The organism is Pseudomonas lini (assembly GCF_964063345.1).
Taxonomy (GTDB): Bacteria; Pseudomonadota; Gammaproteobacteria; order Pseudomonadales; family Pseudomonadaceae; genus Aquipseudomonas; species Aquipseudomonas lini_B.
Window position 1 is genome coordinate 2291958 of the sequence record NZ_OZ061318.1, and the last position, 19772, is coordinate 2311729.

The following is a 19772-nucleotide window of genomic DNA, read 5'->3' on the forward strand; positions in this document are numbered from 1 at the left end:
GAGGCGCCTTTTTTATTGCCGGATTTCAGGGGTGAGCGTATTGCGCTGTGCGCCTGACCTGTCCTTGGCTAAACTGCCAATTCACTCGTCAAAAAGCAGTTCACCATGCTTCGTCTATTGTTCTGGATCGCCCTGATTGCCGCTGCCGTATGGTTCTGGCGCAAGTTCAAGGGCCCGACTGCGGGTGCCAACACGCCACGAGAGCAAGATGCTCCGCCCATGGTTCGCTGCGCTCATTGCGGCGTACACCTGCCCCGCGACCGCGCGCTGAAACTCGAACAACAGTGGTATTGCAGCCAGGCTCACCTTGAGCAAGGCCCGGGCTCCAGTGATCGCTGAGACGCCCAGTCCCGGCCACAAACAGGCCCAGCGATTGCTGCGCCTCTATCACCTCTACCGTTTAAGCATCGGCGTCACCTTGGTGCTGTTGATCTCCAGCAACATGGACAACCAGTTGCTGAAATTCGCCAATGACGATTTGCTGCGCAATGGCAGCTGGTTGTACCTGGTGCTGAATATCCTGCTGGTGGTCTTTCTGGAGAACACCCGACACCCGGCGCAGTTGTTCAGCCTGGCGCTGGTCGATGTCCTGCTGCTATGCGGCCTGTTCTATGCCGCTGGCGGCATGCCCAGCGCCATCGGCAACCTGTTGATCGTGTCGGTGGTCATCAGCAACACCCTGCTGCGCGGGCGTATCGGCCTGCTTATTGCGGCAGTTGGCGCCCTCGGCATCGTGGGTCTGAGCTTCCTTCTGAGCTTCAGCCATCCCACCAGTCCCAACGATTACCTGCAAATCGGCACTCTCGGCGCCCTGTGCTTTGCCGCTGCATTGCTGGTGCAAGGCTTGATCCGAAGACTGGAAGTCAGCGAAACCCTGGCCGAGCAGCGGGCCAGCGAAGTGCTCGGCCTCGAAGCCCTCAACGCACTGATCCTGCAACGCATGCGCACGGGCATTCTGGTGCTCGACGACCAACGGCGCGTGCAACTGGCCAATCACAGTGCCTTGACCTTGCTGGGGCAGGAAAATCTGGACGGCCAATTGATCGACGATCATTCGATGCCGTTGGTCGAGCGGCTCCAACTATGGTTCAACAATCCGACTTTGCGCCCGCAAAGCCTGAAAATCGCCAGCAATGGCCTGGAGCTGCAACCGAGTTTCATTGCCCTGGACCAAAGCCCGCACCACCAGACGCTGGTTTTTCTCGAAGACCTCGCCCAAATCGCCCAACAGGCGCAGCAACTTAAACTCGCAGCCTTGGGCCGCCTGACTGCCGGTATTGCCCATGAAATCCGCAATCCACTGGGCGCCATTAGTCATGCCGCGCAGTTACTGCAGGAATCCGAGGAACTGAACGGCGCGGATCGGCGTCTGACGCAGATTATTCAAGATCACTCTCAGCGAATGAATCGGGTAATCGAGAACGTCCTGCAACTGTCCCGTCGCCAGCAAACCGTGCCGCAACGGCTGGATCTGCGGCCGTGGCTGGAGCACTTCGTCGCTGAAACCCGCGAAGGGGCAACCGAACGTCAGCAAATTCACCTGCACATCAGTTCCGGAGACTTCAAAACCCTGATGGATCCGAATCAACTGACCCAGATTCTCGACAATCTGTTACGCAATGCCTGGCGCCATAGCGCCCTGAACCATGATCGGGCGCAGGCCTGGCTCAAGTTGTTTATTGACCCGGACAGCCAGTTGCCGACCCTTGAAGTCCTGGACGATGGCCCCGGCGTAGCGCCGGACCAGCGCTCGCACTTGTTCGAACCGTTCTTTACCACCAGCAGCCAGGGTACTGGCCTGGGGCTTTATCTGTCCCGTGAGCTGTGCGAAAGCAATCAGGCCCGCCTAGACTTCAAACCACGCCAAGGCGGCGGCTGCTTTCGCATCACTTTTGCTCACGGACGGAAACAAAGTTGAACATGAGCCCACGGCAAAAAATCCTGATTGTCGACGACGAACCGGATATCCGCGAACTCCTGGAAATTACCCTGGGACGGATGAAACTCGACACCTTCAGCGCCCGCAACCTCGCAGAAGCGCAAGCACTGCTGGCACGGGAGACGTTCGACCTGTGCCTGACTGACATGCGCCTGCCCGACGGCACCGGTCTTGCCCTGGTTCAGCACATCCAGCAGTGCTATGCGCAAGTGCCGGTAGCGATGATTACCGCCTATGGCAGCCTGGAGACGGCAATCAACGCCCTCAAGGCTGGCGCCTTCGACTTTCTGACCAAACCGGTCGACCTCAGCCGCCTGCGCGAACTGGTGGTCAGCGCGCTGAGTTTGCCTGCGCCAGGCGGCGCCAGCAGCGCCATCGACCGTCGGCTACTGGGCGACTCACTGCCGATGCGCAGTCTACGAAAACAAATCGACAAACTGGCCCGCAGCCAGGCCCCGGTGTACATCAGCGGCGAGTCCGGCAGCGGCAAGGAGTTGGTCGCCCGGCTGATCCACGATCAAGGTCCACGCGCCAGCCGACCGTTCGTGCCGGTGAACTGTGGGGCTATTCCGTCGGAATTGATGGAAAGCGAATTCTTCGGCCATCGCAAAGGCAGTTTCAGCGGCGCGATAGAAGACAAACCCGGGCTGTTCCAGGCCGCTCAGGGTGGCACTTTGTTCCTTGATGAAGTCGCAGACCTGCCGCTGGCGATGCAGGTCAAACTGCTACGGGCGATTCAGGAGAAAGCTGTTCGCAGCATTGGTGGGCAGCAGGAAACCGTGGTTGACGTGCGCATCCTCTGCGCCACGCACAAGGACCTCAATGCCGAAGTCGCCGCCGAACGCTTTCGCCAGGATTTGTACTACCGCCTCAATGTGATCGAGTTGCGGGTGCCGCCCTTGCGCGAACGCCGCGACGACATTGAGCTTCTGGCCAACAATATGCTCAAGCGACTGGCGACCGGCACTGGCCAACCCGCCGCAAAACTCCACCCACAAGCCCTCGACGCACTGAAAAGCTATCGTTTTCCAGGGAACGTGCGAGAATTGGAGAACATGCTCGAACGGGCGCACACCTTGTGCGAGAACAAACAAATCGAAACCAGCGATCTGCGGCTGGCCGAAGGCAACTGCAACCCGGAAGGCGGTGTGCCGGACCTGACGCAAATCGACAATCTGGAAGCCTATCTGGAAAACGTCGAACGCAAACTCATCCTCCAGGCTCTGGAAGAAACCCGCTGGAATCGCACGGCGGCGGCTCAGCGGTTGAATCTGTCGTTTCGGTCGATGCGTTACAGGCTCAAGAAATTGGGGTTGGATTGAGGGCCCCTTCGCGGGCAAGTCGGATCGCCGCACCGCTCGCTCCTACAAGTTTGAGTCGATCAATAATCTTGTGAACGACATCACTCTGTAGGAGCGAGGCTTGCCCGCGAAGGCGATCTGACCGACAACAAAGATCGTTCGGTCAGATCCGCCCGGCCGGCGCATACGGCGCAGGATCGATAATCGGCGCCCTACCCAGCATCACATCCGCAAACAACTGACACGACGCAGGCGCCAACACCAACCCGTTGCGGTAGTGCCCGCAGTTGAGCCAGAGCCCGTCAAAACCCGGCACCCGACCGATATAGGGAATCCCTTCCGGCGACCCCGGCCGCAACCCGGCCCAATGCCCTACTACCTCGGCATCCGCCAGCGCCGGAATCAACTCCACCGCCGAGGTCTTCAGACTTTCCAGCGCAGTGTCGGTCGGCGTCTTGTCGAAGCCTTCATGCTCCAATGTACTGCCGATCAGAATGTGCCCGTCACGCCGAGGAATAGCATAACGCCCCTTGGCCAGAACCATGCTTGGAAGGAAGTCCGCCGCGCACTTGTAGAGAATCATCTGGCCTTTGACCGGTTCGACCGGCAGTACCAGGCCCAGACTTTTCAGCAAGTCACCGCTCCAGGCCCCGGCCGTCAAAACCACCTGATCACCCGCAATGGCCCCCATCGAGGTCTGTACCCCGACCACCGCAGCGCCTTCACGGATAAACCCGCTGACCTCGCATTGCTCGTGAATCGTCACGTTTGGCAGCGCCAGTAACGCTGCCTTGAGGGACTTCACCAGTCGTGGATTACGCACATTGGCCACATCGGCCATGTAGATTGCCCGTGAAAAACCGCCGCCCAACACCGGCACCGCATCATGTGCCGCAGAGATATCCACAGCCCGCAGCGGACGGTTTTCCCGTTTGGCCCAGGCGAGCGCTTCGGCCTCGTCATCCAGATCCAGCCAGTACAACCCGGTGGTATGCACTTCAGGATCGACACCGGTGGCTGCGAACAGGCGCTCCGCCAGTTGTGGATAGAAATCCTGGGACCAATGAGCCAGCGCAGTGACCGCCGGGCTGTAGCGCCACGGGTAGAGGGGCGAGACGATCCCGCCACCGGCCCAGGACGACTCCTGACCGACATTCGCGCGGTCCAGCAGCACGACGCTTTGTACCTCGGACGCGAGATTGAACGCCGTCAACAGGCCAATCACCCCGCCGCCGACAATCACCACTTGCTGTTGCTTGCTCATGTTCTGATCCAACCGTTCAATAGGCAGAAGGCGCAAAGGGCGCCCGAATAAAGAAACTCAGCGACCCCAGCAATCCCTGGTGGTCAGGCCAGATGTGGCATTGACCATGCTTCTGACGCCGGTGTTGGTAAGGGTGAAGTCCCCGCACTTATCGCTCGCCATACTCGATCCGGCCTTGCGTGTTGCCGTCAGCAGAAAGGTCTGATCGGTCAGGGTCGGGGTGATGGTATAGAAATCATTGCCGGCGCTCAGACCGGTGGCATTGGTGTAGACATTATTCTTCGAATAGAAGCGCTCAAGAATCTGCGCCTGCTCGGAAAGCAGCCCTGCCACTTCAGTGCGGCGGCCCTTTTTTACATACTCAGTGAGGCTCGGATAGCCAATGGTGATGACGATCCCGATGATCGCAATCACGATCATGATTTCGATCAGGGTAAAACCTCGGTTGGATCTGCGCATGCCTCAACTCTCACTTACTGTATTTGTCGCCACATGATGCGACGGCCGCTGCCGCCACCGGACTTTTCTACCAGAGTGGTCACGCCACCACCGGAATCGTTCACCACTTTGCGGGTTGCGTCATTGACGACCGCGTTCAAGGTCGGAATACCGCCCGTGAAGATCACCCCGCTGGAAATCGTGTCAGTGCTGTCGACCGTCCCGTCGCCATTGGTATCGAGCACCGCGTAATTGAGCATCTTACCGCTGAACGCATCGAGCTCGACCAGTTTGCCAGTGCCGAAGCTGGTACAGGGGTCTACGGTATCCATACTGGCCGTAGTAAAGACGATTCGCCCCGACACCAGACTGGCCTGATTGATCACCCGCTCCCCCGTCAGCACGTTGTTGTACACCAAGGGCAAGTACCAGCCTTTCTTTGCCGGGTAGGTCACTTCATTCTGGCTGGTGGTGATGAATTGTCCGGTGCTGCCGGAAAACACGCCGGTCACCGCCTGCGCCTGCAAGCTGGAAGTGGTGATTTGCCCCGCTCCCCCCTCCGCATCCCATACCGCGTAGAACGCCTGCAGATCCTTGTTGGTCTTGTCGGCGGCCTCATTGAGTTTGCCGGTACCGAAAAACACTTCCTTGCCGCCCAATGCATGATCGGCGAGCAATGGTTGAACGGTGATTGGCTGGGTCGCGCCGCCGGCCGTGGTAAACAACGGTTTGCCGGAAAACGCCACACCCCAGGTGTCGGCGGTGGCACCGCTCAAATCAAACTTCCACAACCGCCCTTTCAAGTCGCCTCCATAAGCAGCCTGCACTACATTCTGCGAGTTGACCCTGAGCTTCACCGACGACAGGCCGTTGGTGGTTTCGGTGCTGTCGACCACGATTTTCTTGATCAACGTGCCGTCGCTAATATCCACCACATACAGCGCTGCCACCCCGGAGTTGCTGCCATAGCCGTTGGAGATGAAGGCGGCCCAGCGACCATCGGCCAAGCGTGCCACTTCCGGGCGCGCATAGGCATAACCCAGATCATTGAAATCGTTCGCAGTACTGGCCGTGGCCGGCGCACTGATTTCCCACAGTGCTTTAGTCACGTTACCGGCCGAGGCGTCGAACAATTGCAGCGCATAGAAGGTTTTGCCGCCCGCCCCTGTTCCGCCAATCGCCAGGGTTTTCCAGGCGCCGTTGAGTTGGGCATCGAATACACCGACTTGCCCGTCGACCAGATATTTGTGGCTCACACCATTGATGTAAGTGGGGTCAGCGATGTAGCGCAATGATGGCAGCACGCTGGAGGGCATATAGCCGTAGCGTCTGGCCCCGTTGGTGGAATTGATGATGTTTACAAAACCGTCGTTTGCATTCACCACCAGGCTGGAGTTCATATTGGCGGCTTTGGTGGTGAGATAGGTGCTGTAACTGGTGTCGCCCACCAGATCGGACGCGGTTTGGTCCGTGGGCGCGGCCAGCACAAGTGGCGAATTGATGATGTCGCCGAGCAATACGCTGCGCGCTTTCAACCCGGTTTTGTTGGTGCCCTTGCTCCACTCCACCAGATCGCTGCCGGTAATGCCGGTATCCAGCCCCTGGTTTAGGGATGTCTGCTGGGCCGACGAGAAATTGCTGTAGGCCAAGGTGACAGCCGCGTTGGTCTGCGTGTTCCAGGACTGGAAGGTCGGCGCGGTGGCACCGGGCACGATGGTGGTATCGGTGGTCCACAGCACTGTGGCCGTATTGACTATTCCCGCCGACGTGAAACCAAAGGACTTTACGGTGCCCCGCCAGTCCGTGGGGTCATAGCTGGTCTGGAAGTAGCTCGAGTTGCTGGTCAGGGTCGTGCCACTGGTCACGCCGCTGCCACCGGAGCCTGCCTTGGAAGTGATATCGCTCAAGGCCGAAGACAATGCGCTGTTGAGCCCCACGCTATCGATCGCCTGATAGTACTTACCCTGCCCATAGCTGGCGGCATCCGACAACATCTGGTTTGCCACGGTGAAACCCACGGTATAGGTGTTGAGGTTCTGCCTGGGAAAATCCAGGGCGTTCCAGCTTTTTCCTGTCGTGTCGGTACCCGTGGAGCGCATGTCAATGTCGAAGGCGAACTTGGCGATGTCATCCAGATAAAAGGTGTCGCCCTCTTTGTCGCCGACGGGGTTGGCGCCATCGTTACTGATACCGTCCCAGTTTGGTAATCGGCTGAGGCCCAGCGGATCGTCGGTGGGAAAGGTATGATCGAAGGTCGGCAGACCACCGGTGATCACCACCCCGTAATTTCTCTGGCAGCGATACTGAATCGGACTGGTGTAGGTGTTGACTATCGAGTTGTTGTAGGGCGTCATGCCACGAAAATAACGGGTGATCTCGTAATAGGCTTCAGCCAGCGGCACATTGGCCTGTGCGCTCAGCTCGTCGATTCCGGCGATCAATGCGTTGTAGTTGGTATCGGCCTGAGCCTGGGTCACGCTGCCGCTGACTGCCGACAAATCACTGATCGAACGGACTATGTAACCGCCGTCATCCTTACGGTTGCCAACAGCCAGGTTGAACGTTGCCAAGCCGATGCGCAGCGAACGGTTGCTGGTCACTAACGTCTTGAAGACGTTGCGCGCCACATTCATCCGGTAATCATTGGGGATAGAACCATCAGTGAAATCCCGGTCAGCATTGTTCGCCAAGCTTATTAGATAGGACAGGTAATTCGCCGTATATAGGGTGTCCTCGCTCCCCACCGGATCAGGAAGCTTCAGGCAAAGCGAAGCCAGACCGGAAACGCTGTTCATATAAAAACCGTACCATCCGGCCTTCGAACACGTCCCATGATTCAAACTCGACAGGGGAATATTGCCGTCAGCCACATTAAGCTCACGGCCTTTGTTGCACGAACCATTGGAGAGGCAAATAGTCACCGGGGCACGTACGACCGTCGGGTCGAAGCCTGCCGCCCAGATAATGCTGTTCATACCCTTCGAGTCATCGAGTAACAACATCACATTGGGCGCCACGGCAGCGGCGTTCAACAGCGGCGAATCCGAGGGCGTGAAGGCATAAGCCGGCGCAGTCAGATAAAGACTCAACGCCGCGCCGCAGAACACCTGCAACAACCAACGGTGCCAGCCTGTGCGGGTCTCAGTACTTCGCATAGATACTCTCCACCACACTGCGTGAGTTGCCCGCGATGCCCACGGCGGTCACCCGGTACAGCGTTGCCGAGGTGTTGCTCGGCACGTTCACGGCCGTCAGGGTGGTGCCGATGTTCTGCACCCCGTAAAAACCACTGCCGGAGGCAATCCAGGTCACCCCCGAGGTGGAATTGAACCCGGAGGCAATGATGACTGACGCCTCGGCTGGCGGTGCGCATTGGCTGGTACCGCTGCAAACCGGCAATGAATAGGTATTCAGTTGCACCGCGCTTTCGCCGACGCGCAACACCGCTTCCGCCCCCTGAAACGACTGGTTGCGCAGAATCACGCTGCCGGCCATTTTTTCCTGCAACGTAGCGCTCTGCATCGACGAAAGACCGATCAACGTCAATACCAGGAGAAATACCAGGCTGACCAACAGCGCCATGCCGCGCTGGGCGTGAGAGGTCATGGGGAAATTACTCATCGGCCTTCCCCTCATGGCAACCGGTTGCGCAAGGCGGCAACCACGTTGAAGGTTTGTTCGTGTACCCGGCTGTTCGGGTCGATCAGCGTCAGCGTCAGTCGCACACTGCGGATTCGCGCCGGGTCGGACGGGTTGCTGCTGTAGCTGGAGGCGGCCGTATCCGTGGCCGAACTGGCGAGGCCGAAGCTCACATTGAAGGCACTGACATTGTTCACCAGCACCTGCTGCGTCGGCGTGCCGGCACCGGAGCCCATCAGCAGCTGGTTGTTGCTGAAGCTGTAGATCAGCCGCCGGATCGGAAATGCCAACTGCCCAGACGTCGGCGTTCGTAGGCCGGTGTAGGCCGTCGCGGTGTTGCGGCAGTCGGAAATCACTGTCCAGGTTGGCACCCCGCCACTGCCGCCGACATCGGCGGTGACCAAAGTCAATTTGAGGTTGGCATTGTCCCAACTGATCGGCGTGATCTGACTGGCATTGAAATTCCCTGCCGAGCTGGCGTCGACAATCGTGCCCAGGCAACCGAACATGCCGACCATGCGGATTTCCTGAATCATCTTGCTCAGGACAAACCGTGCATCTTCCTGCATGCCGGCGGCGGTGTTCTGACTGACGTAGGTATTTTTAGCTGCGATGAAGATCTGCGCCACGCCAAGCACCACGACCAGACTCAACGCCAGGGCGATCAGTAACTCGATCAGGCCGAAACCTCGATTGGCTCTGATCATGGTGTCGTCGCCGGATCAACGGTAGCGCGGCTGACAACGACGAAACTGCGGCGCGAGTCGGCGGTATTGGCGGCCCTTGAGTCGTCCCAGGTAATGGTGATGGTGTATACCCGCTGGTTGCGGGTGATGCTGCCGGTCGCCGTGGCGCCGCCGAAACTGGCGATGTTGCGGGTGAAGTCAAAAAGGTCCTGATCCCGAGCCACGCTCAAATTGCCCGAGGTCGGTGGCGTAACGGTGTAATCGGCGCCGGAGTTGGCGCGAATGCGGTCCATCATATCGTAGGCGATAAAACTCGCCTGGCTGGTCATCCGCGAGCTATCGGTGTATTTCAGCGCATTGAGCTGAATCGCCGCCGCGCCCAACAACCCCACGGCCAGAACCAACAACGCGACCAGTACCTCGATCAGCGTCATGCCCTCCTGTGCACGCTTGCTCCAACCCCTCATCCGCAACTTCCACCCAATAGAATTCGTCCGTTCAAACACACATTCAGCGTCCTGCTCTGTGCCCCCAGTACATAACTGATCACGACGGCCGTGGACGGCGCCGACAAACCGCCCAGATTGTTGAAATCAATTGCGGTTACTCCTGAGGTTAGCGTCAGAGTGGCGCCACTGCTCATCGCTGGAACAACCCGCAATACATTGGCCGGGTTGCCGGTACCGTCATAAACGGTCAGATCGCCGGTCCAGACACTTCCGCCTGCTGTCGGGCGAACCCGGGTGGTAATGCCCCGGTCGATCGCCTCAAGCCGGGCGTAATTGAGCGCGCGTTGCAGGTCGCCGATCTCGGTGTCGGCCTTGGTACTTTGCACCGAGCGGGTAAACGCCGGAACGGCCAAGGTGATCAGGATCAGAAACACGGCGAGCGTGATCAGCAGCTCGATGAGCGTGAAACCTTTTGTACGATGATCCATCGGTGCCCTCCGTTGCCGTCGGCTATACCTGCTTCTACACGCTAGAACATTCGACCGGCGGATGTACGGTTGTTTTGCCATTACTCGCGCAGGGATCGTGCGGGCCGCAGCACTCCAGGAAAGGAAATGACATGCATCAGCAAGGTTTCAGCCTGATCGAACTGCTCATGGGACTGACAATTGTCGGGATTGTTCTGCAACTGGTCAGCCCGGCGTTCGCTGCATTCACAGAATCGAACCATCGGGAGCAGGCAGCCGAGTCGCTGATGGGCGGGATCCGGCACGCCAGAACCCTGGCCATCACCCGCAACCAGAGCGTAGTCATTCATGGCATCAATGGTGATTGGAGCCAAGGCTGGCGAATCATTCTGGACATCAGTGGCAAAGGGCCGGAGGACAGCAGCAACCCGCTGCTGGTGGAGCGTGCGAGTGATACTCGGACGCCGATTGTCGGTAATTGGTGGGTAAGACGTTTTGTACGGTTCAGCAGTCTGGGGGAACCGCAGATGCCCGACGGGGCATTTCAGGCAGGGAGACTGCACATTTGCGCGACTCGCGAGCCGGTCAGCCTGCTCCAGGTAGTGCTGGCGGCGAGCGGTCGAGTGCGCCTGGCCAAGGATAAGGCTGAGCAGGCGCTGTGTCGAAAGGCGAAAGGTGTTACAGCAACGAACGCACGCGCAGCTCTTTAGGCATGGAGAACGTAATGTTCTCCTCGCGGCCGGCCAGTTCATCGGCCCCGGTGGCGCCCCAGGCCTGCAATTGCTGGATGACGCCACGCACCAGTACTTCCGGGGCGGAGGCACCGGCAGTGATACCAATACGCTCGACACCGTCGAACCAGCTCTTTTGCAGGTCTTCGGCGCCGTCGATCAGGTAAGCCGGGGTGGCCATGCGCTCGGCCAGTTCACGCAGGCGATTGGAGTTGGAGCTGTTCGGGCTGCCAACCACCAGCACCACGTCGCATTCGTCGGCCAGTTGTTTAACAGCGTCCTGACGGTTTTGCGTGGCGTAGCAGATATCGTCCTTGCGCGGACCGCCGATCGCCGGGAACCGAGTACGCAGGGCGTCGATCACGCGACTGGTATCGTCCATGGACAGGGTGGTCTGGGTGACGAAGGCCAGTTTTTCAGGGTTGTTCACCTGCAACGCGGCGACGTCTTTCTCGTCCTCGACCAGATAGATCGCGCCACCATTGCTGCCATCGTATTGGCCCATGGTGCCCTCGACTTCCGGGTGACCGGCGTGGCCGATGAGGATGCATTCACGGCCGTCGCGGCTGTAACGCGCAACTTCGATGTGCACCTTGGTCACCAGCGGGCAGGTCGCGTCGAACACCTTCAGGCCTCGGCCTGCAGCTTCGGTACGCACGGCTTGGGAAACGCCATGGGCACTGAAGATCACGATCACGTCGTCCGGCACCTGATCCAGCTCTTCGACGAAGATCGCCCCACGGGCGCGCAGGTCTTCGACGACGAATTTGTTGTGGACCACTTCGTGGCGCACGTAGATCGGCGGCCCGAAGACTTCCAGGGCGCGGTTGACGATTTCGATCGCCCGGTCCACACCGGCGCAGAAGCCACGGGGGTTGGCGAGTTTGATTTGCATGCTGTGCCTCGTGTCTTGCGCGCAAGAAATAGCGAAAACGGTAGAAAACTTATTGTGGGAGCGAGCCTTTTGTGGCGAGGGGGCTTGCCCCCGTTGGGGTGCGAAGCGCCCCTGAAACCAGCCAGCGCGATCTTGAGTGAGAAAGCGGTGATCGGTTTACGATTGCTTCGCAATCGAACGGGGGCAAGCCCCCTCGCCACACAAACCCGCTCCCACATTGGACCGAGTTAGGTCAGTTACAGCGCTTTGACGTTGAAGATCTCGACGTCAAAGGTCAAGGTTTTACCGGCCAGCGGGTGGTTGAAGTCGATGGTCACCTGGGCGTCATCGAATTCTTTCACCACACCGGGCAGCTCAGTATTGGCCGCATCGTTGAAGATCACCAGCAAGCCAGGCGACAGTTCCATATCCTTGAACTGCGAGCGCGGGATGATCTGTACGTTTTGCGGGTTGGGCTGACCAAAGGCGTTTTCCGGCTCGATGGTCAGGGTGCGTTTGTCGCCGGCCTTGAAGCCGAACAGCGCTGCTTCGAAACCTGGCAACAGATTGCCGTCGCCAACCTTGAAGGTCGCCGGGGCTTTGTCGAAGGTGCTGTCGACGGTGTCACCGTTCTCCAGGCGCAATGCAAAGTGCAAAGTGACTTCCGTATTCTGGCCGATGCGTTGTTCAGCCAATACCTGTTCAGTCATGAACGGTTTCTCCGGTCTTTTTACTTTTGAACATATCCAGTGCAAGCATCACGGCACCGACAGAAATTGCGCTGTCGGCAAAGTTGAACGCCGGGAAATACCAGCGGTTCTGCCAATGCACCAGAATGAAATCGATCACATGGCCCAACGCAATGCGGTCGTACAGGTTACCCAGCGCGCCACCCAGCACCAGCGCCAAGGCGACTGCCAGCCAGGTTTCGTTGCGCCCCAGGCGCTTGAGCCAGATCACCAGCACCGCACTGACCACCACCGCGATCAGGGCGAACAGCCAGCGCTGCCAGCCCGAGCTGTCAGCCAGGAAACTGAACGCCGCGCCGGTGTTGTAGGCCAGGGTCCAGCTGAAGTAATCGGGGATCACCACGATTTGCTGGTACATGCTCAGCGAGCCTTCGAAGTAGAACTTGCTGGCCTGGTCGATGACCAAAACCAGCAAACTCAACCAGAGCCAGCTCAGCCGTCCGAAACGGCCAACGGCATTAGGCATAGTGACGAACCTCGCCAGCGCCGCTGATGTTGTCGACGCAACGACCGCAGATTTCCGGATGCTCCGGGTTCACGCCAACGTCTTCACGGCAGTGCCAGCAACGGGCGCACTTGGCATGGCTCGACTTGACCACTTGCAGTTTCAAACCGCCGACTTCGGTGACCACGGCATCGCCCGGCGCCTGAACGAACGGTGCAACGGTGGCAGTCGAGGTAATCAACACGAAGCGCAGTTCGTTGCTCAGCTTGGCCAGATCGGCGCTCAGTGCGTCTTCGGCGAACAGCGTCACTTCGGCTTGCAGGTTGCCACCGACGGCCTTCGCCGCGCGCTGGATCTCCATTTCCTTGTTGACCGCCACCTTCACCGCCATGATCCGCTCCCAGTAGGCGCGGTCCAGTTCGAAGCCTTCCGGCAATTCGGTCAGGCCTTCGTACCAGGTGTTGAGCATCACAGACTCATTACGCTCGCCCGGCAGGTACTGCCACAGCTCGTCGGCGGTGAACGCCAGGATCGGCGCGATCCAGCGCACCAGCGCTTCGCTGATGTGGTAAAGCGCGGTTTGCGCCGAACGACGGGCCTTGCTGTTGGCGCCAGTGGTGTACTGACGGTCCTTGATGATGTCGAGGTAGAAACCGCCCAGCTCCTGCACGCAGAAGTTGTGGATCTTGGAGTAGACGTTCCAGAAGCGGTATTCGCCATAGTGCTCTTGCAACTCGCGTTGCAGCAGCAGGGTGCGATCCACGGCCCAACGGTCCAGCGCCAGCATTTCTTCGGCCGGCAGGATGTCGGTGGTCGGGTTGAAACCGGTCAGGTTGGAAAGCAGGAAGCGCGCGGTGTTACGGATGCGCCGGTAGGCGTCCGCACTGCGTTGCAGGATCTGCTCGGAAACCGCCATTTCACCCGAGTAATCGGTAGAAGCGACCCACAGACGCATGATATCGGCGCCCAGGGTGTCGTTGACCTTCTGCGGCGCGATGACGTTGCCCAAGGACTTCGACATTTTGCGGCCGGACTCGTCAACGGTGAAGCCGTGGGTCAGCAGCTCGCGGTACGGCGCGTGGTCGTCGATGGCGCAACCGGTCAGCAACGACGAGTGGAACCAGCCGCGGTGCTGGTCCGAACCTTCCAGGTACAGGTCGGCGCGTGGACCGGTCTCGTGGCCCATCGAGTGCGAACCGCGCAGGACGTGCCAGTGCGTAGTGCCCGAGTCGAACCAGACGTCCAGGGTGTCGCTGATTTTGTCGTACAGCGGCGCTTCTTCACCGAGCAACTCGGCGGCGTCCATCTTGAACCAGGCTTCAATGCCTTCGACTTCGACGCGCTGGGCGACGATTTCCATCAGCTCGACGGTGCGTGGGTGCAGCTCGCCGCTTTCCTTGTTCAGGAAGAACGGGATCGGCACGCCCCAGTTGCGCTGACGGGAAATGCACCAGTCCGGACGGTTGGCGATCATCGAGTGCAGACGCGCCTGGCCCCAGGCCGGAACGAACTTGGTCTCTTCGATGGCTTTGATCGCCCGTTTGCGCAGGGTTTCGCCGGTCGCAGGCTCTTTGTCCATGCCGATGAACCACTGTGCGGTCGCACGGTAGATCAGCGGGGTCTTGTGACGCCAGCAGTGCATGTAGCTGTGTTCGATGGTGGTGGTGTGCAGCAGCGCGCCGACTTCCGACAGTTTGTCGACGATGGCCGGGTTGGCCTTCCAGATGAACTGGCCGCCGAAGAACTCCAGCGATGTCGCGTATACGCCGTTGCTTTGCACCGGATTGAGAATATCGTCGTTGACCATGCCATAGGCTTTGCAGGTCACGAAGTCGTCTACGCCGTAGGCTGGCGCGGAGTGAACCACGCCGGTGCCCGCGCCCAGTTCGACATATTCGGCCAGGTAAACCGGCGACAGGCGATCGTAGAACGGGTGACGGAAGTTGATCAGTTCCAGTTCTTTACCGGTGGTGGTCGCAACGACCGAACCTTCCACGCTGTAGCGGGCCAGGCACGACTCGACCAGCTCTTCAGCCAGCACCAGCAGTTTGTCGCCGACGTCGACCAGGGCGTAGTTGAATTCCGGGTGAACGTTCAGCGCCTGGTTGGCCGGGATGGTCCACGGGGTGGTGGTCCAGATCACGATCGAGGCGGGTTTGCCCAGCGACGACAGACCGAACGCGGCAGCCAGCTTGGCTTCATCTGCGATCGGGAACGCCACGTCGATGGTCGCGGATTTTTTGTTCTCGTACTCGACTTCCGCTTCAGCCAGGGCCGAGCCGCAGTCAAAGCACCAGTTCACAGGCTTCAGACCCTTGAACACGAAGCCACCCTTGACGATTTCCGCCAGGGCGCGGATTTCGCCGGCCTCGTTTTTGAAGTCCATGGTCTTGTACGGGTTGGCGAAGTCGCCCAACACGCCCAGACGGATGAATTCGGACTTCTGGCCTTCGATTTGCTCGGTGGCGTAGGCACGGCACAGTTCGCGCGTCTTGTCCGCGCCCAGGTTCTTGCCGTGGGTCACTTCGACTTTGTGCTCGATCGGCAGACCGTGGCAGTCCCAGCCCGGAACATAAGGCGCGTCGAAACCCGACAGGGTTTTCGAGCGGATGATCATGTCCTTGAGAATCTTGTTCAGCGCATGACCGATGTGAATCGTGCCGTTGGCGTACGGAGGACCGTCGTGAAGTACGAACTTCGGACGATCCTTGCCAATCTCGCGCAACTTACCGTACAGGCCAATGCTGTCCCAGCGCTGCAGAATCTGCGGTTCGCGCTGAGGCAGGCCGGCCTTCATTGGGAAGGCGGTGTCCGGAAGGTTTAGCGTGGCTTTATAGTCGGTCATTTAAGGCTCTTCATTAGCGATTGGCGCTAGGTGCGACAGGGCACGGGCGGCGGCGACATCCGCATTGATCGCCGTCTTAAGCGCCTCCAGAGAGGCGAAACGCTGCTCTTCACGCAGCTTGTGGTGGAAAACCACCGTCAAACGCCGGTCATACAGATCGCCGGCAAAATCTAAAAGGTGTACTTCGAGGTGGGCTTTGCCATCACCTTGGACCGTTGGCCGAACGCCGATATTGGCGACGCCTGGCCAGGTTTTACCGTCGATGTCGACGTTGACCAGATAAACCCCGGACAGCGGCACACGACGACGCTTGAGTTGTATGTTGGCGGTCGGCGTACCCAGTTGACGCGCCAGCTTCTGGCCGTGCAGGACCCGCCCGGCAATCCGGTACGGACGCCCGAGCAGCCGCTCGGCCAAGGCAAAATCTGCAGCGGCCAGGGCGTTACGCACCTGAGTGCTGCTGACACGAATGCCGTCCAGTTCGACAGTCTGCGCCGCTTCGACGGTAAACCCCTGAAGGACGCCTGCCTGTTGCAGGAAATCGAAATCCCCTAGCCGGTCACAGCCGAAACGGAAATCGTCGCCGACTTCCAGATGCTGTACGCCGAGGCCGTCCACCAGAATAGTATCGACGAATTCGCTGGCGCTGAGTTTGCTCAGGCGCTGATTGAACGCCAGGCACAGCACCCGGTCGACACCCTCTACGGCCAGCAGCTGCAGTTTGTCCCGCAGGCGGGCCAGACGGGCCGGGGCGGTATCCGGAGCGAAGAACTCTCGCGGCTGCGGCTCAAAAATCACCACGCAGCTGGGCACGCCCAACTCGAGCGCACGCTCACGCAGCCGGGCCAGGATAGCCTGGTGACCACGGTGAACACCGTCAAAGTTGCCAATAGTGGCGACACAGCCCCGATGCTGGGGGCGCAGGTTGTGGAGGCCTCGAACCAGCTGCATAACGCGCTTCTTGCTCATAAAGTGGTCGATTATAACCACACCCGGCGGCCGACGACAGGCAACACCGTAACCCAAAGTGATCGAGCCGACAAAACCGCCGGCCCGCCCGTGTTTATCGAGACAAAAGCCTCAGCTCAGCGCTTTGCGATTGAAGTCGCGCAAACGGAAGCCCATCAACAGCAACATGCCGAAATAGACCACCACGCCGGCGATCACCAACGCGCCCAGACGCAGCAATCGCTCAAGCATATGCCCCTCCCCCCAGGCCGGCATAAAATGCATGGCGCCCAGCAATACCGCGGACATCACCGCGACCGCCACCAACAATTTGAGACCAAATTTCGCCCAGCCCGGCTGCGGCTGATACATCTGCTGCTTGCGCAGTTGATAGAACAACAGCCCGGCATTGATGCAGGCGCCAGCGCTAATGGCCAAGGCCAGACCGGCGTGCGCCAGCGGACCGATCAATACCAGGTTGAACAACTGGGTAACGATCAAGGTGAAAATCGCGATTTTTACCGGGGTCCGGATGTTTTGTTGCGCATAAAAGCCCGGCGCCAGCACCTTGATCACGATAATTCCCAGCAGGCCGACTGAATAAGCAATCAGCGCGCGCTGCGTCATGGCCGCATCGAAAGCGCTGAACTGGCCGTACTGGAACAGCGAAACGGTCAGTGGCTCAGCCAGAATCCCCAGCGCCAGGGCGCACGGCAACACCAGCATGAAGCACAGGCGCAGTCCCCAATCGAGGATCCGCGAGTATTCGTGGCGATCCTGGCTGGCATAAGTCTTGGCCAGGGTTGGCAGCAGTATCGTGCCCAGCGCCACCCCCAGCACGCCGGACGGCAACTCCATCAGGCGGTCGGCGTAATACATCCAGGACACGGACCCGGCCACTAGAAACGAGGCAAATATTGTGTTGATGATCAGCGAAATCTGGCTGACCGAAACGCCGATAATCGCCGGCAACATCTGTTTCATGACTCGCCACACACCGCTATCGCGCAGATTCAGGCGCGGCAGCACTAGCATGCCGATCTTTTTCAGGTGCGGCAGCTGAAACAGCAATTGCGCCAGACCGCCCACTAGAACAGCCCAACCCAGCGCCATCACCGGTGGATCGAAATACGGTGTCAGGAACACCGCAAAAATAATCATGCTGACATTGAGCAGGGTCGGCACGAAGGCCGGCACCGAGAAGCGGTTCCAGGTGTTGAGGATCGCTCCGGCCAATGAAGACAGGGAGATCAGTAATATATAAGGAAAAGTGACCCGTAGCAGATCGGAGGTCAGCTCGAATTTTTCCGGGGTAGTGGCGAAACCCGGCGCCGTGGCCCAGATGACCCAAGGCGCGGCGAGCATGCCCAGCGCGGTGACCAGCGCCAGCACCAGTGTCAGCAGGCCCGAGACATAGGCAATGAACGTTCGCGTCGCCTCCTCGCCCTTCTGGCTTTTATATTCGGCGAGAATTGGCACGAAAGCCTGGGAAAAAGCCCCTTCCGCGAAGATCCGCCGCAGCAGATTGGGCAGTTTGAAGGCGATAAAGAAGGCGTCGGTCGCCATTCCGGCGCCAAATGCACGCGCGACAAGGGTGTCACGAACAAACCCCAACACCCGGGAAAGCATCGTGATAGAGCTGACAGCGGCCAACGATTTGAGCAGATTCATTGAAAGAGTTTTTGCCTGTCGATAAACAGCAGGCGAACAACGCGCCCACTTATGCGATACTCCGCGCCGCAACAGCACAGAGCCAAAGCTCGCGAGTTTACAGGTCGCACGCCGGAAAGAAATATCCAGCTCACCGCCCCCTTGAAAACGTAGCGAGCGAAGGCAAGACAAGGCGAAAGCAAGCGAGAAAGCGCAGTTGACGTTAGTCAATGAGCATTTCGAGTCTGTTTTCAACGCTGTATTGCCGAGCGCAGTAGTTTTCATGGGGGCCGGAACCGGCCACTTAGCGGAACGTTTCTCCCGCCCTTGACAAGACATCAACTCATCGGCATGATTCGCGGCCTATTTTGTTTGCTATTTCCTAAAAAGTCTTTCGAGGAGCTCGACGGTGGCCAACACACCTTCCGCCAAAAAACGTGCAAAACAGGCTGAGAAGCGTCGCAGCCACAACGCCAGCCTGCGTTCCATGGTTCGTACCTACATCAAGAATGTAGTTAAAGCCATCGACGCAAAAGACGCTGCTAAAGCTCAAGCTGCTTACGTTCTGGCCGTGCCAGTTATCGACCGTATGGCCGATAAAGGCATCATCCACAAGAACAAAGCTGCTCGTCATAAGAGCCGCCTGAATGGCCACGTAAAGGCCCTGAACGTTGCCGCTGCTGCCTAAGCGACACGCTCATTAAAAAACCGACCTCAGGGTCGGTTTTTTATTGCCTGCGATTTGGCAAACACACTGCAAAAAAATGTGGGAGCGAGCCTGCTCGCGATTGCGGACGCCCAGCCAGCATAGATGCTGAATGTCAGTCCGCTATCGCGAGCAGGCTCGCTCCCACACTTCGACTTGCATCAGATTATTGAGCGTGCGTCCACGGCAGGATCGGAATCGCCGTCACCGCACTCTGCGGACTGCCCTCGATCAAACGATCGCTATAAACCAGGTACACCAGCGTATTGCGCTTCTTGTCGAGGAATCGCACCACCTGCATGGTCTTAAACACCAAGGACGTGCGCTCCTTGAACACCTCCTCGCCATCCTTGAGCTCACCCTTGAAGTTGATCGGACCGACCTGACGACACGCTATAGACGCTTCAGCGCGATCCTCGGCCAGACCCAACCCACCCTTTACGCCGCCGGTCTTGGCGCGCGACAGGTAGCAGGTCACGCCATCCACTTTTGGATCATCAAACGCCTCGACGACGATACGGTCGTTCGGACCAACAAATTTGAACACCGTCGACACCTGGCCAATTTCATCGGCCGAGGCCAGTAGCGGCATCACCAACAACAAGCCCAACAATCCTTTTGCCACACGCATTCAGGTATTC

At 59.0% G+C, this 19772-nt stretch carries 19 protein-coding genes; 5 read left to right on the forward strand and 14 right to left on the reverse strand.

Annotated elements, in window-relative coordinates; all coding sequences use genetic code 11:
* Positions 1 to 105 precede the first annotated feature (105 nt).
* The 3 genes from AB3226_RS10290 to AB3226_RS10300 are packed head-to-tail and all read left to right on the forward strand — an operon-like array spanning position 106 to position 3261.
* The gene (locus tag AB3226_RS10290) at positions 106 to 339 is read left to right on the forward strand and encodes a PP0621 family protein (protein WP_367372997.1); all 234 of its coding nucleotides are present in this window, start codon (positions 106 to 108) and stop codon (positions 337 to 339) included.
* Positions 329 to 1918: a PAS domain-containing sensor histidine kinase gene (locus AB3226_RS10295; protein ID WP_367372998.1), complete on the forward strand. Its 1590-nt coding sequence runs from the start codon at positions 329 to 331 to the stop codon at positions 1916 to 1918. The genes AB3226_RS10290 and AB3226_RS10295 overlap by 11 nt, the downstream gene beginning before the upstream one ends.
* A 2-nt stretch (positions 1919 to 1920) precedes the next feature.
* A complete protein-coding gene (locus tag AB3226_RS10300; RefSeq protein WP_367372999.1) occupies positions 1921 to 3261 on the forward strand; it encodes a sigma-54-dependent transcriptional regulator in 1341 nt (446 codons plus the stop codon).
* Between the two features lie 142 nt (positions 3262 to 3403).
* On the opposite strand, the gene thiO is transcribed toward AB3226_RS10300, so the two are convergent.
* Genes thiO through AB3226_RS10335 form a run of 7 tightly spaced genes read right to left on the reverse strand, consistent with a single transcriptional unit; the run spans position 3404 to position 10204 of the window.
* Complete coding sequence (gene thiO / locus AB3226_RS10305) at positions 3404 to 4504, reverse strand: glycine oxidase ThiO (protein ID WP_367373000.1); 1101 nt, start codon at positions 4502 to 4504, stop codon at positions 3404 to 3406.
* Positions 4505 to 4561: 57 nt separating this feature from the next.
* The gene (locus AB3226_RS10310; protein WP_367373001.1) at positions 4562 to 4963 is read right to left on the reverse strand and encodes a type IV pilin protein; all 402 of its coding nucleotides are present in this window, start codon (positions 4961 to 4963) and stop codon (positions 4562 to 4564) included.
* 14 nt (positions 4964 to 4977) lie between these two features.
* The gene (locus tag AB3226_RS10315; RefSeq protein WP_367373002.1) at positions 4978 to 8097 is read right to left on the reverse strand and encodes a pilus assembly protein; all 3120 of its coding nucleotides are present in this window, start codon (positions 8095 to 8097) and stop codon (positions 4978 to 4980) included.
* Positions 8084 to 8563, reverse strand: coding sequence for a PilX N-terminal domain-containing pilus assembly protein (locus tag AB3226_RS10320; protein ID WP_367373003.1), 480 nt, complete (start codon positions 8561 to 8563; stop codon positions 8084 to 8086). Before AB3226_RS10320 ends, AB3226_RS10315 begins: the two co-directional genes overlap by 14 nt.
* Before the next feature lie 11 nt (positions 8564 to 8574).
* On the reverse strand, positions 8575 to 9288 hold the full coding sequence (locus tag AB3226_RS10325; protein WP_367373004.1) for a PilW family protein: 714 nt from the start codon (positions 9286 to 9288) through the stop codon (positions 8575 to 8577).
* Entirely contained in the window at positions 9285 to 9734 is a 450-nt protein-coding gene (pilV, locus tag AB3226_RS10330; RefSeq protein WP_367373005.1) for a type IV pilus modification protein PilV, read from the reverse strand. The genes AB3226_RS10325 and pilV overlap by 4 nt, the downstream gene beginning before the upstream one ends.
* Positions 9731 to 10204 (reverse strand): GspH/FimT family pseudopilin, encoded by a 474-nt coding sequence (locus AB3226_RS10335; protein WP_367373006.1) that lies wholly within the window; start codon positions 10202 to 10204, stop codon positions 9731 to 9733. The genes pilV and AB3226_RS10335 overlap by 4 nt, the downstream gene beginning before the upstream one ends.
* A gap of 131 nt (positions 10205 to 10335) precedes the next feature.
* Between AB3226_RS10335 and AB3226_RS10340 the strand changes: the two genes are divergently transcribed.
* Positions 10336 to 10893, forward strand: a complete 558-nt coding sequence (locus tag AB3226_RS10340; RefSeq protein WP_367373007.1) for a GspH/FimT family pseudopilin — start codon at positions 10336 to 10338, stop codon at positions 10891 to 10893.
* Here AB3226_RS10340 and ispH read toward each other — a convergent pair.
* The 6 genes from ispH to murJ form a co-directional block, all read right to left on the reverse strand.
* Positions 10862 to 11809 carry a 4-hydroxy-3-methylbut-2-enyl diphosphate reductase gene (ispH, locus tag AB3226_RS10345; protein ID WP_033054296.1) on the reverse strand — a complete coding sequence of 316 codons (948 nt, stop codon included), beginning with the start codon at positions 11807 to 11809 and terminating at the stop codon, positions 10862 to 10864. The genes AB3226_RS10340 and ispH overlap by 32 nt on opposite strands.
* A 236-nt stretch (positions 11810 to 12045) precedes the next feature.
* Complete coding sequence (fkpB, locus tag AB3226_RS10350) at positions 12046 to 12483, reverse strand: FKBP-type peptidyl-prolyl cis-trans isomerase (protein ID WP_187326444.1); 438 nt, start codon at positions 12481 to 12483, stop codon at positions 12046 to 12048.
* Positions 12484 to 12490: 7 nt separating this feature from the next.
* Entirely contained in the window at positions 12491 to 13003 is a 513-nt protein-coding gene (lspA, locus tag AB3226_RS10355; protein WP_038981489.1) for a signal peptidase II, read from the reverse strand.
* A complete protein-coding gene (ileS, locus tag AB3226_RS10360; protein WP_367373008.1) occupies positions 12996 to 15827 on the reverse strand; it encodes an isoleucine--tRNA ligase in 2832 nt (943 codons plus the stop codon). Before ileS ends, lspA begins: the two co-directional genes overlap by 8 nt.
* Positions 15828 to 16778, reverse strand: a complete 951-nt coding sequence (gene ribF / locus AB3226_RS10365) for a bifunctional riboflavin kinase/FAD synthetase (RefSeq protein WP_185047083.1) — start codon at positions 16776 to 16778, stop codon at positions 15828 to 15830.
* Positions 16779 to 16907: 129 nt separating this feature from the next.
* Positions 16908 to 18446, reverse strand: a complete 1539-nt coding sequence (gene murJ, locus AB3226_RS10370) for a murein biosynthesis integral membrane protein MurJ (protein WP_367373009.1) — start codon at positions 18444 to 18446, stop codon at positions 16908 to 16910.
* Between the two features lie 388 nt (positions 18447 to 18834).
* Here murJ and rpsT point away from each other — a divergent pair, with 388 nt between their 5' ends.
* Positions 18835 to 19113, forward strand: a complete 279-nt coding sequence (rpsT, locus tag AB3226_RS10375) for a 30S ribosomal protein S20 (RefSeq protein WP_007901883.1) — start codon at positions 18835 to 18837, stop codon at positions 19111 to 19113.
* 184 nt (positions 19114 to 19297) lie between these two features.
* On the opposite strand, the gene AB3226_RS10380 is transcribed toward rpsT, so the two are convergent.
* Positions 19298 to 19762: a CreA family protein gene (locus tag AB3226_RS10380; RefSeq protein WP_367373010.1), complete on the reverse strand. Its 465-nt coding sequence runs from the start codon at positions 19760 to 19762 to the stop codon at positions 19298 to 19300.
* Between the last annotated feature and the right edge of the window lie 10 nt (positions 19763 to 19772).